The 21383-nt window shown below is 55.3% G+C and carries 15 protein-coding genes, 3 tRNA genes and 1 riboswitch; of the genes, 15 read left to right on the top strand and 3 right to left on the bottom strand.

What is annotated here, in order from left to right; translation table 11 throughout:
* The first annotated feature begins 139 nt into the window (after positions 1-139).
* The 5 genes from NOS26_RS02210 (at position 140) to NOS26_RS02190 (ending at position 6405) form a co-directional block, all read left to right on the top strand.
* A complete protein-coding gene (locus NOS26_RS02210) occupies positions 140-1207 on the top strand; it encodes a glycosyl hydrolase family 18 protein (RefSeq protein ID WP_074786963.1) in 1068 nt (355 codons plus the stop codon).
* 75 nt (positions 1208-1282) lie between these two features.
* Positions 1283-1356, top strand: a riboswitch (cyclic di-GMP riboswitch).
* A 102-nt stretch (positions 1357-1458) separates the two neighbouring features.
* Entirely contained in the window at positions 1459-2439 is a 981-nt protein-coding gene (locus NOS26_RS02205; RefSeq protein ID WP_074786965.1) for a GGDEF domain-containing protein, read from the top strand.
* 431 nt (positions 2440-2870) lie between these two features.
* Positions 2871-3653, top strand: a complete 783-nt coding sequence (locus NOS26_RS02200; RefSeq protein WP_255917209.1) for a xanthine dehydrogenase family protein subunit M — start codon at positions 2871-2873, stop codon at positions 3651-3653.
* Complete coding sequence (locus NOS26_RS02195; protein WP_022497851.1) at positions 3653-4120, top strand: (2Fe-2S)-binding protein; 468 nt, start codon at positions 3653-3655, stop codon at positions 4118-4120. Before NOS26_RS02200 ends, NOS26_RS02195 begins: the two co-directional genes overlap by 1 nt.
* Entirely contained in the window at positions 4120-6405 is a 2286-nt protein-coding gene (locus NOS26_RS02190; protein ID WP_054335881.1) for a xanthine dehydrogenase family protein molybdopterin-binding subunit, read from the top strand. The genes NOS26_RS02195 and NOS26_RS02190 overlap by 1 nt, the downstream gene beginning before the upstream one ends.
* Positions 6406-6745: 340 nt before the next feature.
* Here NOS26_RS02190 and NOS26_RS02185 read toward each other — a convergent pair whose 3' ends face one another.
* Positions 6746-7642 (bottom strand): universal stress protein, encoded by an 897-nt coding sequence (locus NOS26_RS02185; protein ID WP_014015138.1) that lies wholly within the window; start codon positions 7640-7642, stop codon positions 6746-6748.
* A 25-nt stretch (positions 7643-7667) separates the two neighbouring features.
* On the bottom strand, positions 7668-11963 hold the full coding sequence (locus tag NOS26_RS02180; protein ID WP_255917208.1) for a 2-hydroxyacyl-CoA dehydratase: 4296 nt from the start codon (positions 11961-11963) through the stop codon (positions 7668-7670).
* Between the two features lie 239 nt (positions 11964-12202).
* On the opposite strand from NOS26_RS02180, the gene speE reads away from it, so the two are divergent.
* The 4 genes from speE to NOS26_RS02160 all read left to right on the top strand — a co-directional run bounded on the left by speE (position 12203) and on the right by NOS26_RS02160 (position 13401).
* Positions 12203-13051, top strand: a complete 849-nt coding sequence (speE, locus tag NOS26_RS02175) for a polyamine aminopropyltransferase (RefSeq protein WP_027894749.1) — start codon at positions 12203-12205, stop codon at positions 13049-13051.
* A gap of 117 nt (positions 13052-13168) precedes the next feature.
* A tRNA-His gene (locus NOS26_RS02170) sits at positions 13169-13244 on the top strand.
* 1 nt (position 13245) lies between these two features.
* Positions 13246-13320, top strand: a tRNA-Gln gene (locus NOS26_RS02165).
* Positions 13321-13325: 5 nt separating this feature from the next.
* Positions 13326-13401, top strand: a tRNA-Lys gene (locus NOS26_RS02160).
* A 247-nt stretch (positions 13402-13648) separates the two neighbouring features.
* Here NOS26_RS02160 and NOS26_RS02155 read toward each other — a convergent pair.
* Positions 13649-15016 (bottom strand): sodium:proton antiporter, encoded by a 1368-nt coding sequence (locus NOS26_RS02155; RefSeq protein WP_014015135.1) that lies wholly within the window; start codon positions 15014-15016, stop codon positions 13649-13651.
* A 262-nt stretch (positions 15017-15278) separates the two neighbouring features.
* Between NOS26_RS02155 and NOS26_RS02150 the strand changes: the two genes are divergently transcribed.
* From NOS26_RS02150 to NOS26_RS02125, 6 genes are all read left to right on the top strand, one after another.
* Positions 15279-15725: a universal stress protein gene (locus NOS26_RS02150; RefSeq protein ID WP_014015134.1), complete on the top strand. Its 447-nt coding sequence runs from the start codon at positions 15279-15281 to the stop codon at positions 15723-15725.
* A 223-nt stretch (positions 15726-15948) separates the two neighbouring features.
* Entirely contained in the window at positions 15949-17766 is a 1818-nt protein-coding gene (locus NOS26_RS02145) for a DUF2157 domain-containing protein (protein ID WP_255917207.1), read from the top strand.
* Complete coding sequence (locus NOS26_RS02140; protein ID WP_014015132.1) at positions 17763-18437, top strand: hypothetical protein; 675 nt, start codon at positions 17763-17765, stop codon at positions 18435-18437. The genes NOS26_RS02145 and NOS26_RS02140 overlap by 4 nt, the downstream gene beginning before the upstream one ends.
* Before the next feature lie 26 nt (positions 18438-18463).
* Positions 18464-19744, top strand: a complete 1281-nt coding sequence (locus NOS26_RS02135) for a hypothetical protein (protein ID WP_014015131.1) — start codon at positions 18464-18466, stop codon at positions 19742-19744.
* Positions 19745-19870: 126 nt separating this feature from the next.
* Positions 19871-21106, top strand: a complete 1236-nt coding sequence (locus NOS26_RS02130; RefSeq protein WP_014015130.1) for an FprA family A-type flavoprotein — start codon at positions 19871-19873, stop codon at positions 21104-21106.
* Between the two features lie 12 nt (positions 21107-21118).
* Positions 21119-21274: a hypothetical protein gene (locus NOS26_RS02125; RefSeq protein WP_014015129.1), complete on the top strand. Its 156-nt coding sequence runs from the start codon at positions 21119-21121 to the stop codon at positions 21272-21274.
* The last annotated feature ends 109 nt before the right edge of the window (positions 21275-21383 follow it).

Here is a 21383-nt window from a genome sequence, read left to right as displayed (position 1 = left end):
CCTGCCTTTCTAAAATCTATATTATTTCATTAAAATTATTATATCATAATTTTTTTGCTAAAAGTCTATTATTTATTATTGAAAGGAGGAAGCGGGCATTCCTCCCCAACCTAAGAGGTCAGGGTCTCCTGCCCGCGATATGATGAAAATTCTCTCCGGCGCCGTCGCCGCCGGCATCATCCTGGTCGTCGCCGGGGCGGTGTCGCTCATGGTACCGTCGACGTCGGCAGCCAAGCAGCGTCCCCAGCCGACTTTTGACAACAATGCCTGGATTGCTTATTGGGATTACGACAAAGGGCTGAAAGAAGCCAAGGATATTAGCAGCCAGCTCAATTCAGTCAGTTATTTCGGCGGCGCCCTCGATGGCCAGGGTCGAGTTATCGTCCTGGGGCCGGCCAAGGATTTCGCGGCAGAGAAACTGCCCCGCTATAAGGTGACGGTCAAGAAGTACCTGACTGTCGTCAACGATGTCTATGACAACCCGCAGGACCCGAAGGGGCAGACCAAGGTCAAAGATACGTCAATCCTGGAAACTATTCTGGCCACGCAGGCTTCGCGTCAGGACCATATTGACGATTTGTTCCGGACTATGAAAGCCTATGGCTATGACGGCCTGGAAATCGATTATGAACAGGTTTGGAAGAATCCTCTCGTGGCTTTCCGTTATGTGAAATTCATCCAGGAAATCGCCGCGGCAGCTGACGAACAACAGGTGCCTTTGCGCATCATTTTTGAACCGTCTGTCCCGGCCAACAAGCTCATTTTCCCGGAAGGGCCGGAATACGTTATCATGTGCTATAATCTCTATGGTACGCATACGAAAGACGCCGGTCCCAAGGCGGATCCGGACTTCATCAATACCGTCCTCGGACGGGTGGACCGTCTGCCGCGGCCGCACAGCATCGCCTTTGCTACTGGTGGCTGTATCTGGGAAAGCGGACAGAGCCCGCGTATGGTCACGGAAGGAGAAGCCCGGGAGCTGGCTAAATCCCTCCATGCCAAGGTTCAGCGCGAACCGTCCAGCCAGGCCTTGCGGTTTGAAGGGCGTCGGGCCGATGGCGCGGCCGTTACCGGCTGGTATGGCGACAGCGAGACGATCCGGGCCTGGAAACAGCAGGCTCTGGAACATGGTGTCGATGGCATTTCCCTGTGGCGCTTAGGGGAAAATGACCACATCAGGACATACTATGTTGGCTTGATGCCATAGTATATTTATGCTTTTGTATGCTGTTTGTTGACACAAATTTAGGTTGGGTATATAATACTTGATGTAAAAAGTAAACATTAAATTCGGCAAACCCGGGGAAACCCGGCGACGCAAAGCTATAGGGCCTCTACTGGCAGCCAGTTGCAATCTCTCTTTTTTGTGTGCAAAAAAGGAATCAGGTTTCTGATGACGGCCGCCGTACAGCCAGTATGGGGCCGTTTTTTTTGTGTGTATCAGACAAGGGGGATTCCATGTACTGTAATCAGAAAAAGATGGCGACGCTTATTGCGATTTTACAGGATGCCGTGTGTCAGGCTATGACCAATGATGACCCGGACGACATCCTCTTTTCCTTTGTTGCCCGCATTGGCTCATTTTTAGGCGCTGGAAAAGCGTTTCTCTTCGATGATACGCCTATCCACTTCTATTGCTGGACCCCGGACGGCATGACTTATGATACGGATCGTGTCATCCCGAACGAAGATCGGCAGAAGCTGCGGGGCTGGTTCAAGGACTTGGCCAGTCGGGGCCATCCGGTCTTCATTGCCAATACGGCGGACTGGCCGGACCTGGATTCTTCTATAAAGGAACATATGCATCGCGCTCACATTCACAATGTAGCGGCGATGGCTTTTTTCATGCCGGGCAACCGGATTGGCGCGATTGTCTTGGAAAATATTCATCCCGATGCAAGAGAACGGGCCGATGAATTACTCCGCCTGGCAGGCAGCTTCCTTTTGGTGCTGCTCAAAGGCCGCGACCATATCTATCAGATGCGGAACCACAGTTTCATCGATCAGATGACCGGCGTGTTTAACCGCAATGCCTTCGATGCCTATCAGCAGCACGTCAACTGCCAGGTCAGCATGGGCGTCCTCTTTGCCGATATCAATAACCTCAAGAAGACGAACGATGAAGAAGGTCATGCCAGCGGTGACCGGCTCATCTGTCATACGGCGTCGATTCTTCAGCAATATCGCCATGGCGGTGAGGTATTTCGCATCGGTGGCGATGAATTCGTCATCATCTGGCAGCATGTGGAAGAACGGAATTTCCATCAGGCCTGCTATCAGATCCGCAGACAAATCGCGTCCCAAAACTTGAACATTGCCCTGGGCTATCATTGGGTAGCCGAAGCCATCCAAGGCTTGCCTCCTGTCCTGCAAGCCGCCGATAAGCACATGTATGAAGAAAAACGACGTTACCATAGGCGGCAAGTTATCCGCCCGTAGGGGCCGACCCGGCCAGGGCGGCCCGCCACGAGCCACGGCTTTTTTCGCGGACTCAGATGCGGCGTTCCGCCGCGACAGACTCAAACTGACAACGACGCTTCGGGAAGCCCTCAGCGCGTAAAAAAACGCCCCGACCGGGGCCTGCGTAGGGGCCGACCTGGTAAGGCGGCCCGCCTGAAATGTGATGTACACGACATGTATGACGGGTGATGCGTGAAAAAAAGCCTCATATACCAGAATGGTCATACCCATGATTCACAGTGGGACGCCTTGCTCAGGACGTCCCCTACGGTATCGCATACAGGCGATGGAAATGAACGCAGCCCGCCACGAGCCACGAGCCCTTGCGGCCCGCCCTTCTTTGCTGGTATAATAAACTTGATAAATTATGCATTGAAGTTTATTTTTTACCCTGCAAAGGAGGGTTTTTTATGAATATTGCGCAATATACGAAAGCGGCATCGCTGGAAGAAGCGTGGAAACTCAAGCAAAAGCGGTCCGCTGTCGTCCTCGGCGGCTGCTGCTGGCTCCGCTTGTCGCCGCAGCGGCGCATTGCCCAGGCCATCGACTTGTCCGGGCTGGGGCTGGACCAGATCGAAGAAGGAGACGATGTCTTCCGCATCGGCGCTATGGTCACGTTAGGGCAGCTCGAAGGTCATGAAGGGCTGGCCGCTTTTACCCAGGGGGCTATGAAAGAAGCCGTCCGCCATATCGTCGGGACCCAGTTCCGCAACATGGCGACTGTCGGCGGCAGTATCAGCGGCCGCTTCGGCTTTTCTGACATCTGGACGCTGTTCCTGGCCTTGGATGCCCGCGTCGAATTGTACAAAGGCGGCACAGTCAGCCTGACAGACTTCGGTCAGAACGGACCGGGTACGGATATCGTCACGCAGGTGGTCATCCCGAAAAAGGCCTGCCAGACGGCGTACGCTTCACTGCGTCTCAATGAAACGGATTTCCCGGTCATCGCCGTAGCCGTGTCGGCCGACGCAGAAAACGTGCGCTGTGCCATCGGCGCCCGTCCGGCCCGGGCCCAGGTTGTCAGCCTGCCCGTAAGCGATGTGCGCAGCCAGGGGATGGAAGGGGCCGCTGCGTCGATAGCCGGCTCTTTGAGTTATGAAAGCAATATGCGCGGTTCTGCCGATTATCGTCACGATATGGCGGTCGTCCTTTGCCGTCGCTTACTGACGAAAGTACTGGGAGGTGACCAGTGATGACCATTACGTATTGGCTGAACGGCCAGAAGGCGACGGCTGACGTCGCGCCGGGCCTGATGCTCTATGATTTTCTTCGCAGCCAGGGCTGTTACAGCGTCAAATGCGGCTGTGAAACGACGAACTGCGGCCTCTGTACGGTCTGGGTCGATGACGTACCCGTCCTGTCCTGTGCCATGCTGGCCGTCCGCATCGACGGCTGTCATGTGACGACCCTGGAAGGCTTGCAGGACGAAGCCAAAGAATTTGCCCTCTATATGGGCCGTGAAGGCGCCGACCAGTGCGGTTTCTGCAATCCCGGTTTCGTCATGAATGTCCTGGCCATGGTCCGCAAGCTCGATGCGCCTACCGAAGACGACATCAAGGAATTTTTGTCGGGCAATCTCTGCCGCTGCACGGGCTACGTGAGCCATATGCGGGCCATCAAGGCCTATTTCAAAGCCAAAGGGAAGGAGGTCCGGGCATAATGGAATACAAAGTTATCAACCATACTGTTGCCAAGAAGGATTCCCAAGCCCTGGTCACAGGCCAGCCGGTCTATACGGATGATTTGCGGCCCAAGGACTGCCTCATCGTCAAGGCCCTGCGCAGTCCTCATGCCAGAGCCATCGTCAAGAACGTGAACAAGAGTGCGGCCGAAAAGGTGCCGGGCATCGTCTGCATCGTCACGGCCGATGACGTACCGCAGTCGCGGTTCACCATTGCCGGCCAGACCTATCCGGAACTGAGCCCGTATGACCGCCTCATCCTGGATAAGCAGATTCGCTTCGTCGGCGATCCCGTCGCCCTCGTCGCCGGTACGAGTGAAGAAGCCGTCGACAAGGCCCTGCGCGTCCTCCGCGTCGAGTACGACGTCCAGGAACCGCTCCTGGATTTCACCAAAGCCTTGGATAACGATATCGTCGTCCATCCCGAAGACAACTGGAATCCTCTCGTCGACGTCGGCGGCGACAACAAGCGCAATCTCGTCGCCCAGGCCTGTGATGAACACGGCGACATCGATGCCGTCCTGGCTTCATCGGACGTCGTCATCGACAGGACTTATCATACGCGCCAGAACCAGCAGGGCGCTATGGAAACGTTCCGGGCCTATGCCTATAAGGACGCCTTCGGCCGCCTGACCATTGTCAGTTCGACGCAGGTTCCGTTCCACGTCCGCCGCATCGTTGCCAATGCCCTGGAAATCCCGAAATCGAAGATCCGCGTCATCAAGCCGCGCATCGGCGGCGGCTTCGGCTCCAAGCAGACAGCCGTCATGGAAGTCTATCCGGCGTATATTGCCTGGCTGACGGGAAAACCGGCGTATATGATTTACAGCCGGGAAGAATCCATGACCGTATCGACGCCGCGCCATGAATCGCAGATCCGCGTCGTCCTCGGCGCCAGCAAGGACGGCCATATCCGCGGCATCTTCGTCGATTCCCTGTGGAACGCCGGTGCTTATGGCGAACATACGCCGACGACGGTCACGTTGTCGGGGCATAAATCGATTCCCTTGTATAATGCAGCCGAAGCTTTCCGCTTCAGTTATACCTGCGTCTATACCAATACCATCGCCGCCGGTGCCTATCGCGGTTACGGTGCGACCCAGGGCTTGTTTGCCCTGGAAACGGCTGTCAATGAACTGGCAGCAGCCCTGCACATGAGCCCTGTGGCCCTGCGCCTGAAGAACCTGGTCCGTCAGGGACAGGTCATGCCGGCTTATTTCAATGAAACGGCCCTGAGCTGTACCCTCGACAAGTGCCTGGAACGGGTGGTCCAGATGTCCGGCTGGCACGACGACTGCCCGCGTCAGGTCCTGCCCAATGGCCATATCCGGGCTATCGGCATCGCTGCGGCCATGCAGGGGTCGAGCATTACCAACGTCGACGTCGCCTCGGTCACTATCAAGGTCAACGACGACGGCTTCTATTCCCTCAATATCGGCGCTACCGATATGGGGACGGGCTGTGATACTATCCTGGCCCAGATTGCTGCGGAATGTCTTCTCTGCCCGGTCGACAACATCGTCACCTATGGCGTCGATACGGATACGTCGCCGTATGACAGCGGCTCCTATGCGTCGTCGACGACGTACCTTACGGGCAATGCCGTCGTCAAGACCTGCCAGAGCCTGATACAGCGCATGAAAGAACGGGCTGCCGTCAAACTCGGCTCGGCCGGTATCGACAATCTGGAATTTGACGGCCAGGCCATCACCGACCTGGCGACAGGGAAGAAAATCACCATCAAGGACCTGGGCAACGACGCCATGTTCATGAATGACATCGCCCTGGAAGCGACGGAATCGTGCTACTCGCCGACCAGTCCGCCGCCGTACATGGCCGGTGCCGCTACCGTCGACGTCGACCCGGAAACGGGCCATATCTCGCTGGTACAGTATGACGCCGTCGTCGACTGCGGCACGGTCATCAATCCGGCCCTGGCCAAAGTCCAGACCGAAGGCGGTATCGTCCAGGCCATCGGCATGGCCCTGACCGAAAATATCCAGCTTACGCCGTCAGGCCGTATCCAGAACAACTCCTTCATGCAGTACCGCATGCCGACGCGTATGGATCTGGGCCAGATCAACGTTGAATTTGAACCGAGCTACGAACCGAACGGACCGTTCGGGGCCAAATCCATCGGCGAACTCGTCATCGACTCGCCGGCACCGGCCATCGCCCACGCCATCTATAATGCCACCGGCATCTGGCTGCGCGACCTGCCCATGACGGCAGAAAAACTCTACAAGGCGATGAGAAAAAAATAGTGGCTCGTGTAAGGGCGCCCGCAGGTCGCACTCCGCAATGCAGGCGCCGTCCTGTACGGCCTGCCCTGGCTCCCTTTATAGGGGAGCTGTCAGCAACGCTGACTGAGAGGTTGCTTTTTCTCAGAAATTTCAATGGAAAGGGGCTATCCCATTAAGTATTTTTGCTTAATGGGATAGCCCCTTTTTATGTATTCGGGTGTATTCGGAGAACTACGGCCTGCGTTATCCCCATCATTCAGGGCGGGCCGCCTTAGCAGGACGGCCCCTACAGACGGCCCAGGGGACCGTTGCGGTCTACGAACCACGAACCACTAGGCCGCAGGCCGAAGCCACGAGCTCATCATTTTACGATCATGACGGGCAGGCCCGAATGAGTCGTGATGTAGCGGCTGACGCTGCCCAGGAGAATCGAGGTCAGGCCACTGCGGCCGCGGCTGCCCATGATGAGCAGGTCCGAGCCGTCTTTTTCGGCTTTTTTGAGGATTGTTGGACCAGGGCGGCCGATGTTGGCGACGAAGTGGATGTCCACGCCGCCTTTATGGTCGGCTACGGCAGCCTTGCACAGGGCAAAGACGCGGTCGGCGCTCTGGCGCAGGCGGTCTGTCAGGTCTTCCAGGCCGTGTTTTTTCTGGTCCAGTGCCGTTTCTTCGGCAATGAGGTCGCGCATGTTGGCGACGTGGAAGACCGTCACCGATGCGCCGTCGGCTTTGGCAAATTCTACGGCGTAGCGGACGGCTTTCAACGATTCTTCCGAGCCGTCGGCCGGGACGAGGATGCGCTGATACGGGCCTTCTTTTTCATTATGTGCCAGCAGGACCGGGCATTTGGCATGGGCCAGGACATACGTGCTGGCGCTGCCCAGAATCTGTTCCGACAGGGAATGGCTGCCGCGGCGGCCCATGACGATGAGATCGGCGTCGCATTTTTCCGCTTCGCTGAGGATGCCGATTTCCGGTGTGCTGACCAGCTGGACCGTGTGGACCATCAGATTTTCCGGAACGGCTTCCATGGCTTTTTCCAGGACGTAGCCGCTCTTGTCCTTGGCCAGCTTGGTCAGGTCCTTGACTTTTTCGTCCGTCATGTCTTCGAAGACATCGAAGCTGTCCAGGACGGCATCGGCATTGGTGATATTGACGATGGTCAATTCAGCGTTGTAGACGTTGGCAATGTCGATGGCATGCTGCAAGGCGTTGTGCGACGGATGGGAACCGTCAATGGGAACTAAGATGTTTTTCATGATACATACCCCCTTTTTATTGGAACTATTTTTCCAGTGAGCTGTTGATGCGGACGCCGCTCAGGAAGGGCAGGACCGGTTTCGCATCTTCCTGCACCGGTTCGCGGATGCCTTCAAAGGTCGTCGTCAGCATCAGTTTCAGACGGTTTGTCTGGTTGACTGAGCTGGCACTGGGGTCATAGTCGATAGCGACGATATTCGTTTCCGGGAAGGCGGCCTTCAAGGTCTTGATCATGCCTTTGCCCGTAACGTGGTTCGGCAGGCAGGCCCAGGGTTGGAGGCAGACGATGTTCTTGGCTCCGCGGTGGATGAGGTCAATCATATCCCCCGTGAGGAACCAGCCTTCACCGGCTTCATGGCCCAGGGACAAGTATTTCTTCGCTTCGTCGGCGATATCGTAGATGGATGTGATGGAATCGAAATGGCGGCTCTTGGCGACGGCCTGTTCATAAGGCTTGCGGTACCATTCCAACAGGCGGACGGCGGTCTTGCTGAGGAAGGAATCCTTCCAGCTGCCCGACAGGTACTTGTGGCGGAACTGGCTGTCCAGCTGGCCGTAGAGGAAGAAGTCTGCCAGGCCGGAGACGATGATTTCGCCGCCTTCTTCTTCAATCATGCGGACGATATGGTTATTGGCGATGGGGTGGAACTTGACGTAGATTTCACCGACCAGTCCGATGCGCGGCTTCATGGTTTCGCTCATGTCGATGTGGTCAAATTCGTCGACGAGGTCGCGGATATTTTTCTTGAACGATTTGAAATCGGCTTTCTTCAGCTGTTCGGCGCATTTCTTCTGCCACTTGTGGAAGAGGGCTTCGGCCGTGCCCTTGACCTTTTCATAAGGCCGTGTGCGGTACAGGACCTGCTGCAGGGCGTCACCGTAAATCATGCCCATGACCAGGCGGTGCCAGAAACCGATGCCGGGCTGGAAGCCGGGCTGCTTGTTCATGCCCTTGAGGTTCAGCGACAAGATGGCGACTTGCGACATGTTGGCGTCGTTCAAGGCCTTGCGGATCATGCCGATGTAATTCGTCGCCCGGCAGCAGCCGCCGGTCTGGGAAATCATGACCGTCGTGTGGTCCAGGTCGTATTTGCCCGACTTGAGGGCCGTAATGATCTGGCCCAGGCTCATGATGGCCGGGTAGCAGGCGTCGTTGTGGATATAAGCCAGCCCCGTATCGATGGCTTTCTGGCCCTGGTGGGGCAGGAGTTCGACGCGGTAGCCTTCGTGTTCGAAAGCGGCCATGAACAGCGGGAAATGGATCGGCGTCATCGACGGGGCCAGGATGACGTTCTGCTTGGCGTCTTCCTTGGTGAATTTCGTCTTTTCGTAGGAATACGGTTCGATGACGTGATCTTCTTTGGGCCGGTGATTCATGACGAACAGCAGCGAACGGAGGCGGATGCGGATGGCGCCCAGGTTGGACCCTTCGTCGATCTTGAGCAGGGTGTGGATTTTGTGACCATGGGCCAGGATGTCCTGGACCTGGTCGGCGACGATGGCGTCGAGGCCGCAGCCGAAGGAATTGAGTTCTACCAGTTCCAGGTTCGGATGCTGCGTGATGTACTGGGCCGCCCGGTAGAGGCGGGAATGGTACGACCACTGGTCGACGACGCGCAGGTGGCCCGGGAACTGGCCCAGCGGTGCCACGCCGTCTTCGGTGAGGACGGCCAGGCCCAGGCTGTTGATGAGTTCCGGTATGCCGTGGTTGATTTCCGGGTCGATATGGTACGGGCGGCCGCAGAGGACGATGGCCCGCTGACCGGTCTTTTCCAGGTTGTCCAGGATTTTCTTAGTCAAATCATAGATTTTCTGTTTATACGCTTCTTCTTCGTCCCAGGCGGCAGCGGCAGCGGCTTTGATTTCGTGAGCCGGCAGGTTCCAGGCCTTGAGTTCTTCCGCCAGGCGCTTGCCGATGCGCTTCTTGTCGTGGAGCGGCAGGAAGGGGCAGAGATAGGGCGTATTGGTTTCGGCCAGGCGTTCGCCCATGTTGTTGCGGATGACTTCGGGATAGCTCATGACCATGGGGCAGTTGAAGGTATTGTCCTTGCTGCCTTCGCTGGGGCCGTTCTGGATGCAGGGATAGAAGATTCGGTCGACGCCTTTTTCCAACAGGTTTTCGATGTGGCCGTGGACCAGTTTGGCCGGGTAGCAGGCCGAATCCGACGGGACCGTGTCCATCGCCTTTTCAAAGAGGGGTTTTGAAGACGGGTCGGAAAGGACGACGGTATAGCCGAGTTTGGTGAAGAACGTGAACCAGAAGGGATAGTCTTCGTACATATTGAGGACCCGCGGGATACCGACGGTGCCGCGCGGCGCATTTTCTACGGGCTTGTAGCCGAAGAGCAGGTTGTATTTCACCTTGTACATATTGGGCAGGGGCTTCTTGCGGGCCGATGTCGAGCCGGCGGCGCCGCGTTCGCAGCGGTTGCCCGTGATGAAGGACCGGCCGTCGTTGAAGGTATTGACCGTCAGCAGGCAGTTATTGGTGCACAAGCCGCAGTGGCGGATGGACGTCGTGACCTGCAGTTCTTCCAGGGCCTTCGGGCTGACGATGGTCGACTTGGCGTGGTCCTGGTGATAGGCCGTGCGGCAGACGAGGCCCATGCCGAAGGCGCCCATGAGGCCGGAAATGGCCGGACGGATGACCTGGCGGCCCAGGAGCTTTTCGAAAGCCCGCAGGACGGCGTCGTTGTAGAAAGTGCCGCCCTGGACGACGATGTGCTTGCCGAGCTTGGCCGGGTCTTTGACCTTGATGACTTTATACAGGGCATTCTTGATGACCGAGTAAGAGAGGCCTGCCGAGATGTCGGCCAGTGTAGCCCCTTCTTTCTGGGCCTGCTTGACTTTGGAGTTCATGAAGACCGTGCAGCGCGAGCCCAGGTCGATGGGGCTCTTGGCCAGGAGGGCGGCCTGAGAGAAGTCCTGGATGGACATTTTCAGGGATTTGGCGAAGGTATCCAGGAAAGAACCGCAGCCCGACGAGCAGGCTTCATTGAGCAGGATGTCTTCGATATGGCCGTCTTTGATGCGGCTGCATTTCATGTCCTGGCCGCCGATATCGAGGAGGAAGTCGACGTCCGGGCAGAAGTGGGACGCTGCCTGATAGTGGGCAATGGTTTCGACTTCGCCCAGGTCGAGGTGCAGCGCTTCCTTGAGCAGGGCTTCGCCGTAGCCGGTGATGCCGGCTTTGGCGATGAAGGCCTTTTCCGGCAGGCGGCGGTAGACTTCGGCGACGATGTTCTTGGCCGCTGTCAAAGGGCTGCCTTCATTGTTCTGGTAGTGCGAATAAAGGATCTTCATGTCTTCGCTGAGGACGACGGCCTTGATGGTCGTCGAGCCGGCGTCGATGCCCAGGTAGCACGGGCCGCTGTAGGTGGTGATGTCCGCCTGCGGGACCGTGTGCTGGCTGTGGCGGGCCCGAAATTCGTCGAGTTCGGCCTGGTTGTTGAACAGCGGTTCGACGCGGTCCGATTTGGCCAGGGTCGATTCGTCGACGTTCTTCAGCTGACCCATGAGGTTCATGAAGGAAACGGGCTTCGTATCTATGCTGCCCAGGGCGGCGCCGATGGCCACGTAGACCTGAGCGTTTTCCGGGGCAATAACCTGTTCCGGCGTCAGATGGAGGGTCTTGGCGAATTGTTCCCGAAGCTGGGACAGGTAGGTCAGCGGACCGCCGAGGAAGCAGACCGTGCCTTTGATGGGACGGCCGCAGGCCAGGCCGGTGATGGTCTGGAAGACGATGGACTGGAAGACGGAAGCGGCGACATTTTCCTTGCTGGCCCCTTCGTTGAGCAGGGCCTGGATGTCCGTCTTGGCGAAGACGCCGCAGCGGGCGGCGATGGGATAAATGGTGTCGGCTTTCTTGGCCAATTCATTGAGGCCGCTGGCATCGGTGTCGAGGAGGGTCGCCATCTGGTCGATGAAGGCCCCGGTCCCGCCGGCACAGTTGCCGTTCATGCGGTGTTCGTTGCCGCCGGTCAGGTAGGTGATCTTCGCATCTTCACCGCCGAGTTCGATGATGACGTCCGACTGGGGATAATAAGTGCGGACGGCTTTGGTACCGGCAATGACTTCCTGCAAAAAGGGAATGTGCAGGTAGTCTGCCAGGGCGATGCCGCCAGAGCCGGTGATGGCCATGGTGATTTGACGGTCGCCAAAGATTTCATAGGCGTTTTGGAGTAAATCCCAAACTTTTTGGCGTATATCCGTATAGTGGCGGACATAGCATGCGTGAAGGCATTGTTTGGCATGGTTGAGGACGGCAATCTTTACCGTCGTCGAACCGATGTCGATACCGATATGTAAGAGATTTTTCATGTTTTGTCACCCTATCGGTTTACCAACCGATTCTTTCTTATAAATTTCTATATTATAAAGACTGTATATAAAAAGTCTACTTTATATTGTACCATAATCCCCTTGTTCTGTAAGGGGGTGGGAGAGAGGATTTTTTGCTGCGCCATAAAATGAGTTACGACAAATCCTGGCAAATATGATAGAATAAAGGTGTCCCTGTCTTAATGAAAGCTATATTTTTATCATAAAGGAGCCCTGTCATGAGAAAATTCGTAAGCGAACACCAGTCCCCGTATTTGGATTTGACGACGGAAGTGTCGGATATCCTCTATCGCGGTCACTCGCAGTTCCAGGACATCATCGTCGCCGATTCCAAGGAATTTGGCCGCATGCTGGTCCTGGACGGTGTTTTCCAGACGTCTATCAAAGATGAATTTATGTATCACGAAAGCATCGTCCACATCCCCCTGTTCCTCCATCCCAACCCGAAGAAAGTCCTCATCATCGGCGGCGGCGACGGCGGCGCTGCCCGGGAAGCCGTCCGTCATCCGGAAGTCGAATCGGTCACCATGGTCGACATCGATGGCCAGGTCATCGAATTGTCCAAGAAATATTTCCCGGAAATCTCTAAAGCCATCCTTGAAAAGAATCCCAAACTGACCGTCAAAGTCGGCGACGGCATCGCCTTCATGCGGGAAGCCGAAAACTATTACGACGTCATCATCGTCGACTGCTCGGACCCCGTCGGCCCTGGTGAAGGACTGTTCTCGTATGATTTCTATAAGGACACCTTCAAGGCCCTCAAAGAAGACGGTCTCTTCGTCCAGCAGACCGAATCGCCTTTCATGCACCGCAAACTGGTCAAGGATATCTTCGACTGCGTATCGGACATCTTCCCCATCACCCGCCTGTACACGGCCTTCATCCCGCTCTACCCGTCGGGCATGCACTGCTTCACCATGGGCTCGAAGAAATACGATCCCTTGGCATGGGAACCGAACCGCAAACGGACCTTCCCGACCAAATACTACAACGAAGGAATCCAGAAGAGCGCCTTCGTCCTGCCGAACTTCGTCAAGGACTTATTATACGGAGAAAAAGAAAGATAAAAAAGTTTGAAAAAGTGCTTGACTTTGTGAAGGGTTCATGGTAAGATTATCTACGTTGACGGCGCTAATACAGCGCGGCCGACGCAGATAATCTCCCGACGCAGATAATCTCATATGGCGGGTATGGTGAAGTGGTTAACACGGCGGATTGTGGCTCCGTTACGCTAGGGTTCGAATCCCTATACTCGCCCCATAGGGGTATAGCCAAGTGGTAAGGCACCGGACTTTGACTCCGCTATGCGCTGGTTCGAATCCAGCTACCCCTGCCAGCCATGATTCATTAGCTCAGCTGGTAGAGCACCTGACTTTTAATCAGGGTGTCCCGAGTTCGAATCTCGGATGGATCACCAGTTAAAAAAGCTGTCGCATTTGCGACAGCTTTTTTGTGTGTTTGTAGTGGATGGTTAAAAAATTAAAACCATTGCGGCTGCAGCCGCAATGGTTTTTTTATCGCCTGCATGCGATTTCGTAGGGGACGTCCTGATAAGGCGGCCCGATACGCGCTGAGGGTTATCCCGAAGCGTCGTTGTCACTTTGAATCCATCGCCGCATAGCGGCATCTGAGTCCATAACGAGCCACTAGCCACTAGCCACGAATTACAAGAAGAAGACGACCATGTCGATGATGAACAGCGGAATGAGGATGGCTACGGACCAGCCCATGTAACCGAAGAAGCTCGGCATTTTGATCTTGTTTTCTTCTGCAATGGATTTAACCATGAAGTTCGGTGCATTGCCGATATAGGTATTGGCGCCCATGAAGACGGCACCGGCCGAGATGGCTTCCAACATGATCTGGGAGACCGTCCCGACGGACGTCGTAATACCCTGGGTAGCACCGAGGGCACCGGCTGTCTGGAGGAAGACCAGGTACGTCGGCGTGTTGTCCAGGAAGGACGACAGGGCGCCGGTGGCCCAAAACATCTGCCACGGATGGGACAGGCCCAGTTCAGCACCGTGGGCTTTGAGCAAGATCAAGGCCGGAATCATGGTGACGAAGATGCCGATGAACAGTTTAGCCACTTCCAGAATCGGGGCATACGTAAATTCGTTGAGGTCCCGCGTCGATTTCCGCGTCGTCTTGATGGACAGGAAGGCCGCGACGAGGATGATGGCGATTTCTGCCAAGGTGGCATAGGGGAAGACGATTTCATCGTAAATGTGCAGGCCTGCGCCGTTGGCGAAAGCCGGGAACATATCCGGCAGGAGGCCGTTGGCCAGGACGCCGATGATGATCAATGCGATGAAGATGAGGTTGTGAGCGCCTTCCAGGCGAAGGGGCTGTTTGTCGTTTTCATCGATCAAGTCGAGCGGAGTCCGGCCTTCTTTTACTTCCTTATTATAGAAGTGTTTGTCCAAGAAGGCGAAGAGGGCGAACATGAGGACCAGGTTGAGCACCAGGATGGGCAGGAGATGGAAGGTCCAGGTAAAGGGGACGCCGCGCTGGAAGCCCATGAACAGGGGAGGATCGCCGAGCGGTGTCAGACAGCCGCCCATGTTGGCGACGAGGAAGATGAAGAACACCATGAGGTGTACTTTGTTCTTGCGCCAGGCATTGGCCCGGATGAGGGGACGGATGAGCAGCATGGCAGCGCCGGTCGTACCGATCCAGCTGGCCAGGAACGTGCCGATGAACAGCAGGAGGCAGTTGATCTTCGTCGTACCGGCTAAGGTGCCGCGGACGGCGATGCCGCCGGCGACGACGAACAGGCCGAAGAGGAGGACGATGAAGGGAATGTAGTCGAGGAGGACCGATTCTAAGAGCCGGAACCACGATTCACCGACGCCATAAGCTGCGGCGAAGGGGATGAGGAACAAAAGAGACCAGGCGATGGCTGCACCGAGCATGTGCTTTTCCCACCATTCCGGGCGGACAAGGGGCACGATGGCGATGGACAAGAGCATCCCGGCGAAGGGGATGATACTCCATACGGGCAAGGTCGCACTTACGAGTTCATGTGTCATAAAAACCACCTTTCTTATTATCTGATTGCAGAGAAACTTAAAAATATTACAATCATATTCAGTATTATAGCATAGAGACATGAAAGTTTATACTCATTTTTCAGATTTCGCATGGTCATTTAAGTATAGGCCGGATGGATTTCTAAAAATAAAAAGCGGACATTTTCTGAAAAAATTTTGGATGACAAAGAAGGAATCCATAAAAGTCATGGCGAATATATATATCAAGGATAAGTACAGGCCTTAATAAGGAGGGATTCATATGAAAAAATATAATAACATCATCGTACCGACGGACGGTTCTGTTAACTCAAAACGCGCGCTGGAACATGCCGTCGTCATCGCCTCGTCCTTAGGCGCTACGATTACGCTGGTCTATGTCGCCAACATCGTATCGGTCATTTCTAACTTCGACCAGATCCCCAATGCCAGCGGCTACGTCACGGAACAGGTCGCTTTGGACATGGAAGAAGAAGGGAAGGGCATCCTCGACGAATTTGCGAAATCCATTCCCCAGAACATCGAAGTCAAGAGTGTCTTTGAAGTCGGTTCGCCCGGTCCGGCCGTCTTGTCGGTGGCCAAGAAATACAATGCCGACCTCATCGTCATGGGCAGCCGCGGCCTCGGGCCGTTGAAAGGCTTGTTCATGGGTTCCGTCAGCAGCTATGTCGTCACCCATTCGGTCTGCCCCGTATTGATCGTTAAATAGTGAGTAGTGGTTCGTAGTTAGTGGTTCGCGGAGAAGCAATCTGTATTGCTAACCCCTAGCCACTAGCTGCTAACCACTAAAAAAAGGCTGTCGCACATGCGACAGCTTCTTTTTTTTTAAAATTTCACGTCGTGCCATAGGGGAATTGTTCTTTTTGTGGTATACTGGGTACACAGGTATGCCTTTTTTTGCCTGTTTGAAAAATGAGTGCCTGGAGGCAACTATGGAACGAAATACCAATGTATGGCTCGACAGAAAAGTCGATGACTGGGTTTCTAAAGGCTGGATCAGCGAAGAAGCCCGGCAAAAAATACGAAAATCTTATGGCAGGGACGAACAAAGGAAATCTCTTTTGACGACCCTGCCTTTATATGCCCTGCTGGCCGTCATCGGCCTGGCTGCGGCCGGTATCGCCCTGATTTGGGGCGTTTCCCAGTTCTGGTACTACGTGTCGATTACGGTCCGCATGGGACTGGCCTGTGTCCTGCTCCTGATTACCCAGATCGGCGTCGGCGCCGCCATGTTCCAGGAACGGCAGGGAAGCCTCGTCGCTGAAGGCGTGGCCCTGGTCCATTGCCTGGGCATCTTTGCTGTCCTGGCGATGGCCGAGCAGTCTTTTTATATCGGCTGGGATGTGACGGCCTATGTCGCCGTCTGCGCCCTCCTCTGCCTGCCTGTGGTCTACCTGCTGCGGTCCCTGGCGGCCCTGGTCGTCTATGATTTGTCTCTCCTGTATTGGACGGCTGCCGGCGGCCCGATGAATACGCCCGGCGGGACGGCGCTGTTATGGGTCCTGCTCCTGCTGGCCGTACCTTTTTATAATACCCTCATCACCATGCGCGATGAACGGCGCCTGTCCGGTTTTTCCTGGCTCATGACCATGACGGTCTTCGCCGCCTTTGGCTTGTCCGCCCGGGCGACGGACTATATCCCCTTCCTCTTATTGGGGAGCCTGGCCGTGACAATCATGCTGATCGGGTATTCTATCGACATCCATCAGTCCTGGGGTGTCCCTTTCCGCTGGTTCGGCCGTTTTGCCGCTGCCGGATCCCTGCTCATTTCCTGTCTGCCTGCTGCCTGGGACGGGATTGCCAGGGTACACGAGTTCCATTGGGTGACGGCTTTGGTGACGCTCGTCCTCTTTGCCGTGATGATCGCTCTCATGGCCAGGACCGTAAAGAAACGCTTGTGGGGACCGGTCTTGTACTTGGCCGTCCCGTTCATCCTGGCCTTTGAAACCCTTCTCGTCCGGGCCGGGCTCTATTCTTCGATTCCCCTGGTCTTATCGTCGCTGTACATGGTCGTCTTAGGTTTCTTTGAAACGTCCCAGGGCTTTAAGCCCGGTCACAGCCTGCATATGAAGTTCGGCGTCGTCCTTTTTGTCAGTCTGATCCTGGCCTTCATTTTTGGGACCCAGTTCTCACCGCTGGCACCGCTGCTGGCAATCGTCGTCCTGGCACTGATCCTTTTCCAGTTCAAACGGACCCGGAAGGCTAAGGCCTGGGCGGCTTTGCGCGCAGCCCGGCGGACCGGCCTTCGCCATTCGTCGACGCGCGTCCGCGGCCAGGTGAAAGAAGACCGTGAGGCCGACGTGCCGCCTAAGGATGCAATGCCGTCCTGGCAGGTCCAGGATGCGGCCAGTGATGCCGACAGTCTGGCCGAATGGATGAAGGACGTCCGTATCCCATCGCCGGCCGAATTGGGGCTGTCTGCGGAACCGGCTGGGGAAGAAAAGGCAGACGATTTGCCGAAAGCACCGCCTGTACCAGCCGAACCGGCAGAAGCTCCGCCAGCTTTCACCTTTACGGCTCCGGCTGCCGATACAGAGAAATCTGACGTAACGCCTATAGTGCCGGTCAGCCAGACCGTCCACGAAACGACGGAGGCCGTGCCGCAGCAGATGGCTGTTCCTCAGGAACCGGTGCCGGAAGAAAAGCCGCGGATCACGGAATCGCCGTGGAGTTCGATGAAGCCGGCTCCGAAACGTAAAAAATACTTTACCCACTCGCCGTGGTCTCATCAAGGAGGCAATCGAAAATGAAATTTTCACCGCCTTTGCAGGGACTCCATCTTTCCTTTTCGCTCGACGGACGGTATCGCTGGATCTTTTTCACCCTTGTCGTCCTCATCCAGTTCGCCGTCGTCGCCTATATGGGATGGCGCTGGCATAACATCGCTGTCGATGGGATCCCTTATCAGTGGCGCTGCGTTCCCCGTCTGGAAGTAGCTTCTTTCGGGACGGATTATGTCCGCGTCGTCTTCCCCGAAGATACGACCCGGTGGCGGGACGACACGCCGCCAGAAACGGGACAGCAGATTTATGTTTATATTTCACGGGATGCTTCAGGCCTTATGGAAATCCAGGGGGCTTCGGCATCCAAGCCTTTCGTCGGCGGCGACTATATGCAGGCCACCGTCGTTTCCTATCAAGATGGCTACGTCCAGTTCCAGGTCGGCTTTGACCGCTACCGCCTGGCTCCGGAACTGACCGATGGCATCTATGGGCTCCGCCAGGATGACAACATCATCGCCAGTATCCGCATCAAGCGGGGGGAAGGCGTCATCGAGGGCATCTTCGTCAATGGGATTCCCTTGGCGGATATCAGCAATGGCGCGGCCATGGCCAAGGCCCGCCAGGAGAAAGAGGCCCAGACCTTATTTGACCGGCCTCATCTCGTCGATACCGGAATGGTACCGCCGAAAGAAGAATGACGGCACAGAAAGAAAGCGAGGAGACTATGAAAGCATACGCGAAAATTGCCAAGATTGCTATGACGGTCATGCTGTTGGCAGCGTTCTTCCTCTTATCGGGGTTCCGGGCGCAGACCATCATCCACGACGATGGCAGCGAAACACAGGATGTCCTGAAGGTGTCCGATTCGGCTCAGGGACAGAAGTCCTTGAAAGATGATGCCGATGAATTCCAGAAGCGCAATTATACCATTATGGATTATAACAATGATAATGGCGAAGGCTTCCGGGCCATGAAGACCATCACCAAAGACGGGGCCAGCAAGAGCTCTGTCGACCATATCGTCCACAAGACGCACGACGGCCTCATCTGTTCGACTTATTATATCGATTATAATTTTGATGGAGACAGCATCCAGAGCCTGCGCTTAGGCGCACCGATGCCGGAAAACGGCGTCGACCTGGAATACATCGTTTCCTTCCCGTCCGGGACCCGCGTCGTCAGCAACAGCGATAAAGCCGACGACCAGGGCAGCACCTATCTGTGGAATCTGTCCAATTCCAACCCGACGGAAATCAAGCTTCAGGCCACGGTCTGGCATAAATTGTTCATCTATATCGCCTTGTTCCTGGTCGTCCTCGTCCTGATCATCGTCCTTATCATGGAACACCGCCGCAAGAATGTCATCAGCTGGAAGCGGGCCGCCCATATGCGCAAAGTCGAAATGATGCTTCTCTGTATTCCACTCATCATCTTGGGCTACATGGGCTATGAATACTACGTTGGGACCCATGTGACGGCGGCGTCCCTGGATAAAGTGGCCGAACAGCAGCAGGAAGAACTGCTGGAAAACCGGGAAGAAGACAAGCGCCTGCAGGATGCTGATGCCCGGAAACAGCGCAGCGGCGAAATGGTGGCTGCCCGTATCCGCAGCAAGGCCAATGACATTTCCAATGAACTGCGCAGCCTGAAGGTCCAGTACCGCAACGGCTCCATCAGCCGCAGCTCGGCCCGTTCCCAGGCTCAGAGCCTGGCTCAGCAGGCCAAGGATATGCTCAATGAAAGCACGAACCTGTCCCAGGCCGACCGCGAGGTCCTGGAACAGCTCATCGACAACGTCGTAGCCGAAGCCGATTCCATCGGTGCATCGGCGCCGAGCCGCAGCTCTTCTCAGGAAACACGGCGCAGTGAATCGACTTCCAGCTCCCAGAGTACGACTCGCAGCCGGTCTGACGATAAGTCGACGAATACTAAGAGTTCCGATTCGTCGAAAAGCCGTCAGTCGTCCGATAACAACCGCGATACAGGCAAAACAAATAAACAATAAGGATTTTTAATTAACTTTTTTTCTTGTTAGTATTTCCTATTTGTCCAAAAAATGGTATGATATGGGTATGAGAATTGCCATTACAGCAGGACTGCTGCTTGTACTTTTTAAGGAGGTCATATCAATATGCATTGTGTAGAAGAAATTAAAAATGGTATTTATTGGATGGGATGCAACGATTTCCGTACCGAACTGTTTGAACGGATTTTCCCGATTCCCGAAGGCGTAACGTACAACTCCTATTTCATCGATGATGAAAAGACATGCGTCGTCGATGCCATGGATAAATCGTGCCGCGACGAATTCCTGGAAGATGTAGAATACTTGCTCAAAGGCCGTAAACTGGACTACTTCGTCCTCCAGCATATGGAACCGGACCATGCCAGCTCCGCCTTGGCGCTCCTGGAAAAATATCCTGATGCCAAGATTATCGGCCAGCCGCAGACGTTCAAACTCTTTGAACAGTTCTTCCGCCATCCCATGACGGACCGCTACGTTGCCGTCAAAGAAGGGGACCAGCTCGCCCTCGGCAAGCACACCTTGCAGTTCGTCAAGGCTCCTATGGTCCACTGGCCGGAAGTCATCATGTCCTATGACCTGACCGATCATGTCCTCTTCAGTGCCGACGCCTTTGGCCAGTTCGGTACGGTCGGCAACGTCTATGCAGACCAGGTCGACTTTGAAGAAAACTACCTCGATTCGGCCCGCCGCTACTATGTCAACATCGTCGGTAAATACGGCCCGCAGGTCGTCAACGTCCTCAAGAAGGCATCGGGCCTTCCCATCGACTTCATCTGCCCGCTCCACGGCTTCGTATTCCGCACGCCGGCTACGATTAAGTACATCATCGACAAATATCTCCACTGGGCTAAATATGTACCGGAAAAGAAAGGCGTCGTCATCGCTTTCTCGTCCATTTATGGAAACACCGAACGGGCTGCCTGCGTCCTGGCCCATAAATTGAGCCAGCGCGGCATCCAGGACATCCGCCTCTACGACGTAGCCAAGATCCATTCGTCGTACATCACGGCAAAAGCCTGGGAATACAGCCACCTCGTCCTGGCTGCTCCGACGTACAACCTGAACCTCTTCCTGCCCATGGAAAACTTCCTCCACGACTTGAAGACCCTCATGTTCCAGAAACGCACCATCGGCGTCATCGCTTGCCACAGCTGGGCATCGGCTGCTTACAAGACCATGGTGGACTACGTCGAAAATCAGTTCAAATGCTGCGAACTCCTGGAACCGACGATGGATATGAAATCGTCCCTCCGCGACGACCAGGAATGTGAACTCGACGAATTGGCTGACAAACTGGTTGAAAGCATTAAAGAATATCCCGATCCGAAAACTTTGATCTAAGGTGGTGTAAGCGTGATCATCCGTGACGATAGCGCCAAGAGCGGCGATAAGCACGAACAGGACAAGGCCCGCAGTAATGGGGAAGAACTCCACATCGACCTGGGCCGGGACCTGACCGAAGACGAACAAAAAATCTTTGAAAAATTGCGCGAAGGATTACATATGTAAGGAAAAAGGACTTGCCCTCATGGGCAGGTCCTTTTTCACTGTGGCCGATTTGAAATGAAGCGAGAAAGAAGTGAAAAAAGTATTTCTTTTTCCCGGCACTTGTTATATA

This window comes from Megasphaera sp. SC8-1 (assembly GCF_024436295.1).
Classification (GTDB): Bacteria; Bacillota; Negativicutes; order Veillonellales; family Megasphaeraceae; genus Megasphaera; species Megasphaera elsdenii.
This window is presented reverse-complemented; position numbering and strand designations above follow the sequence as displayed.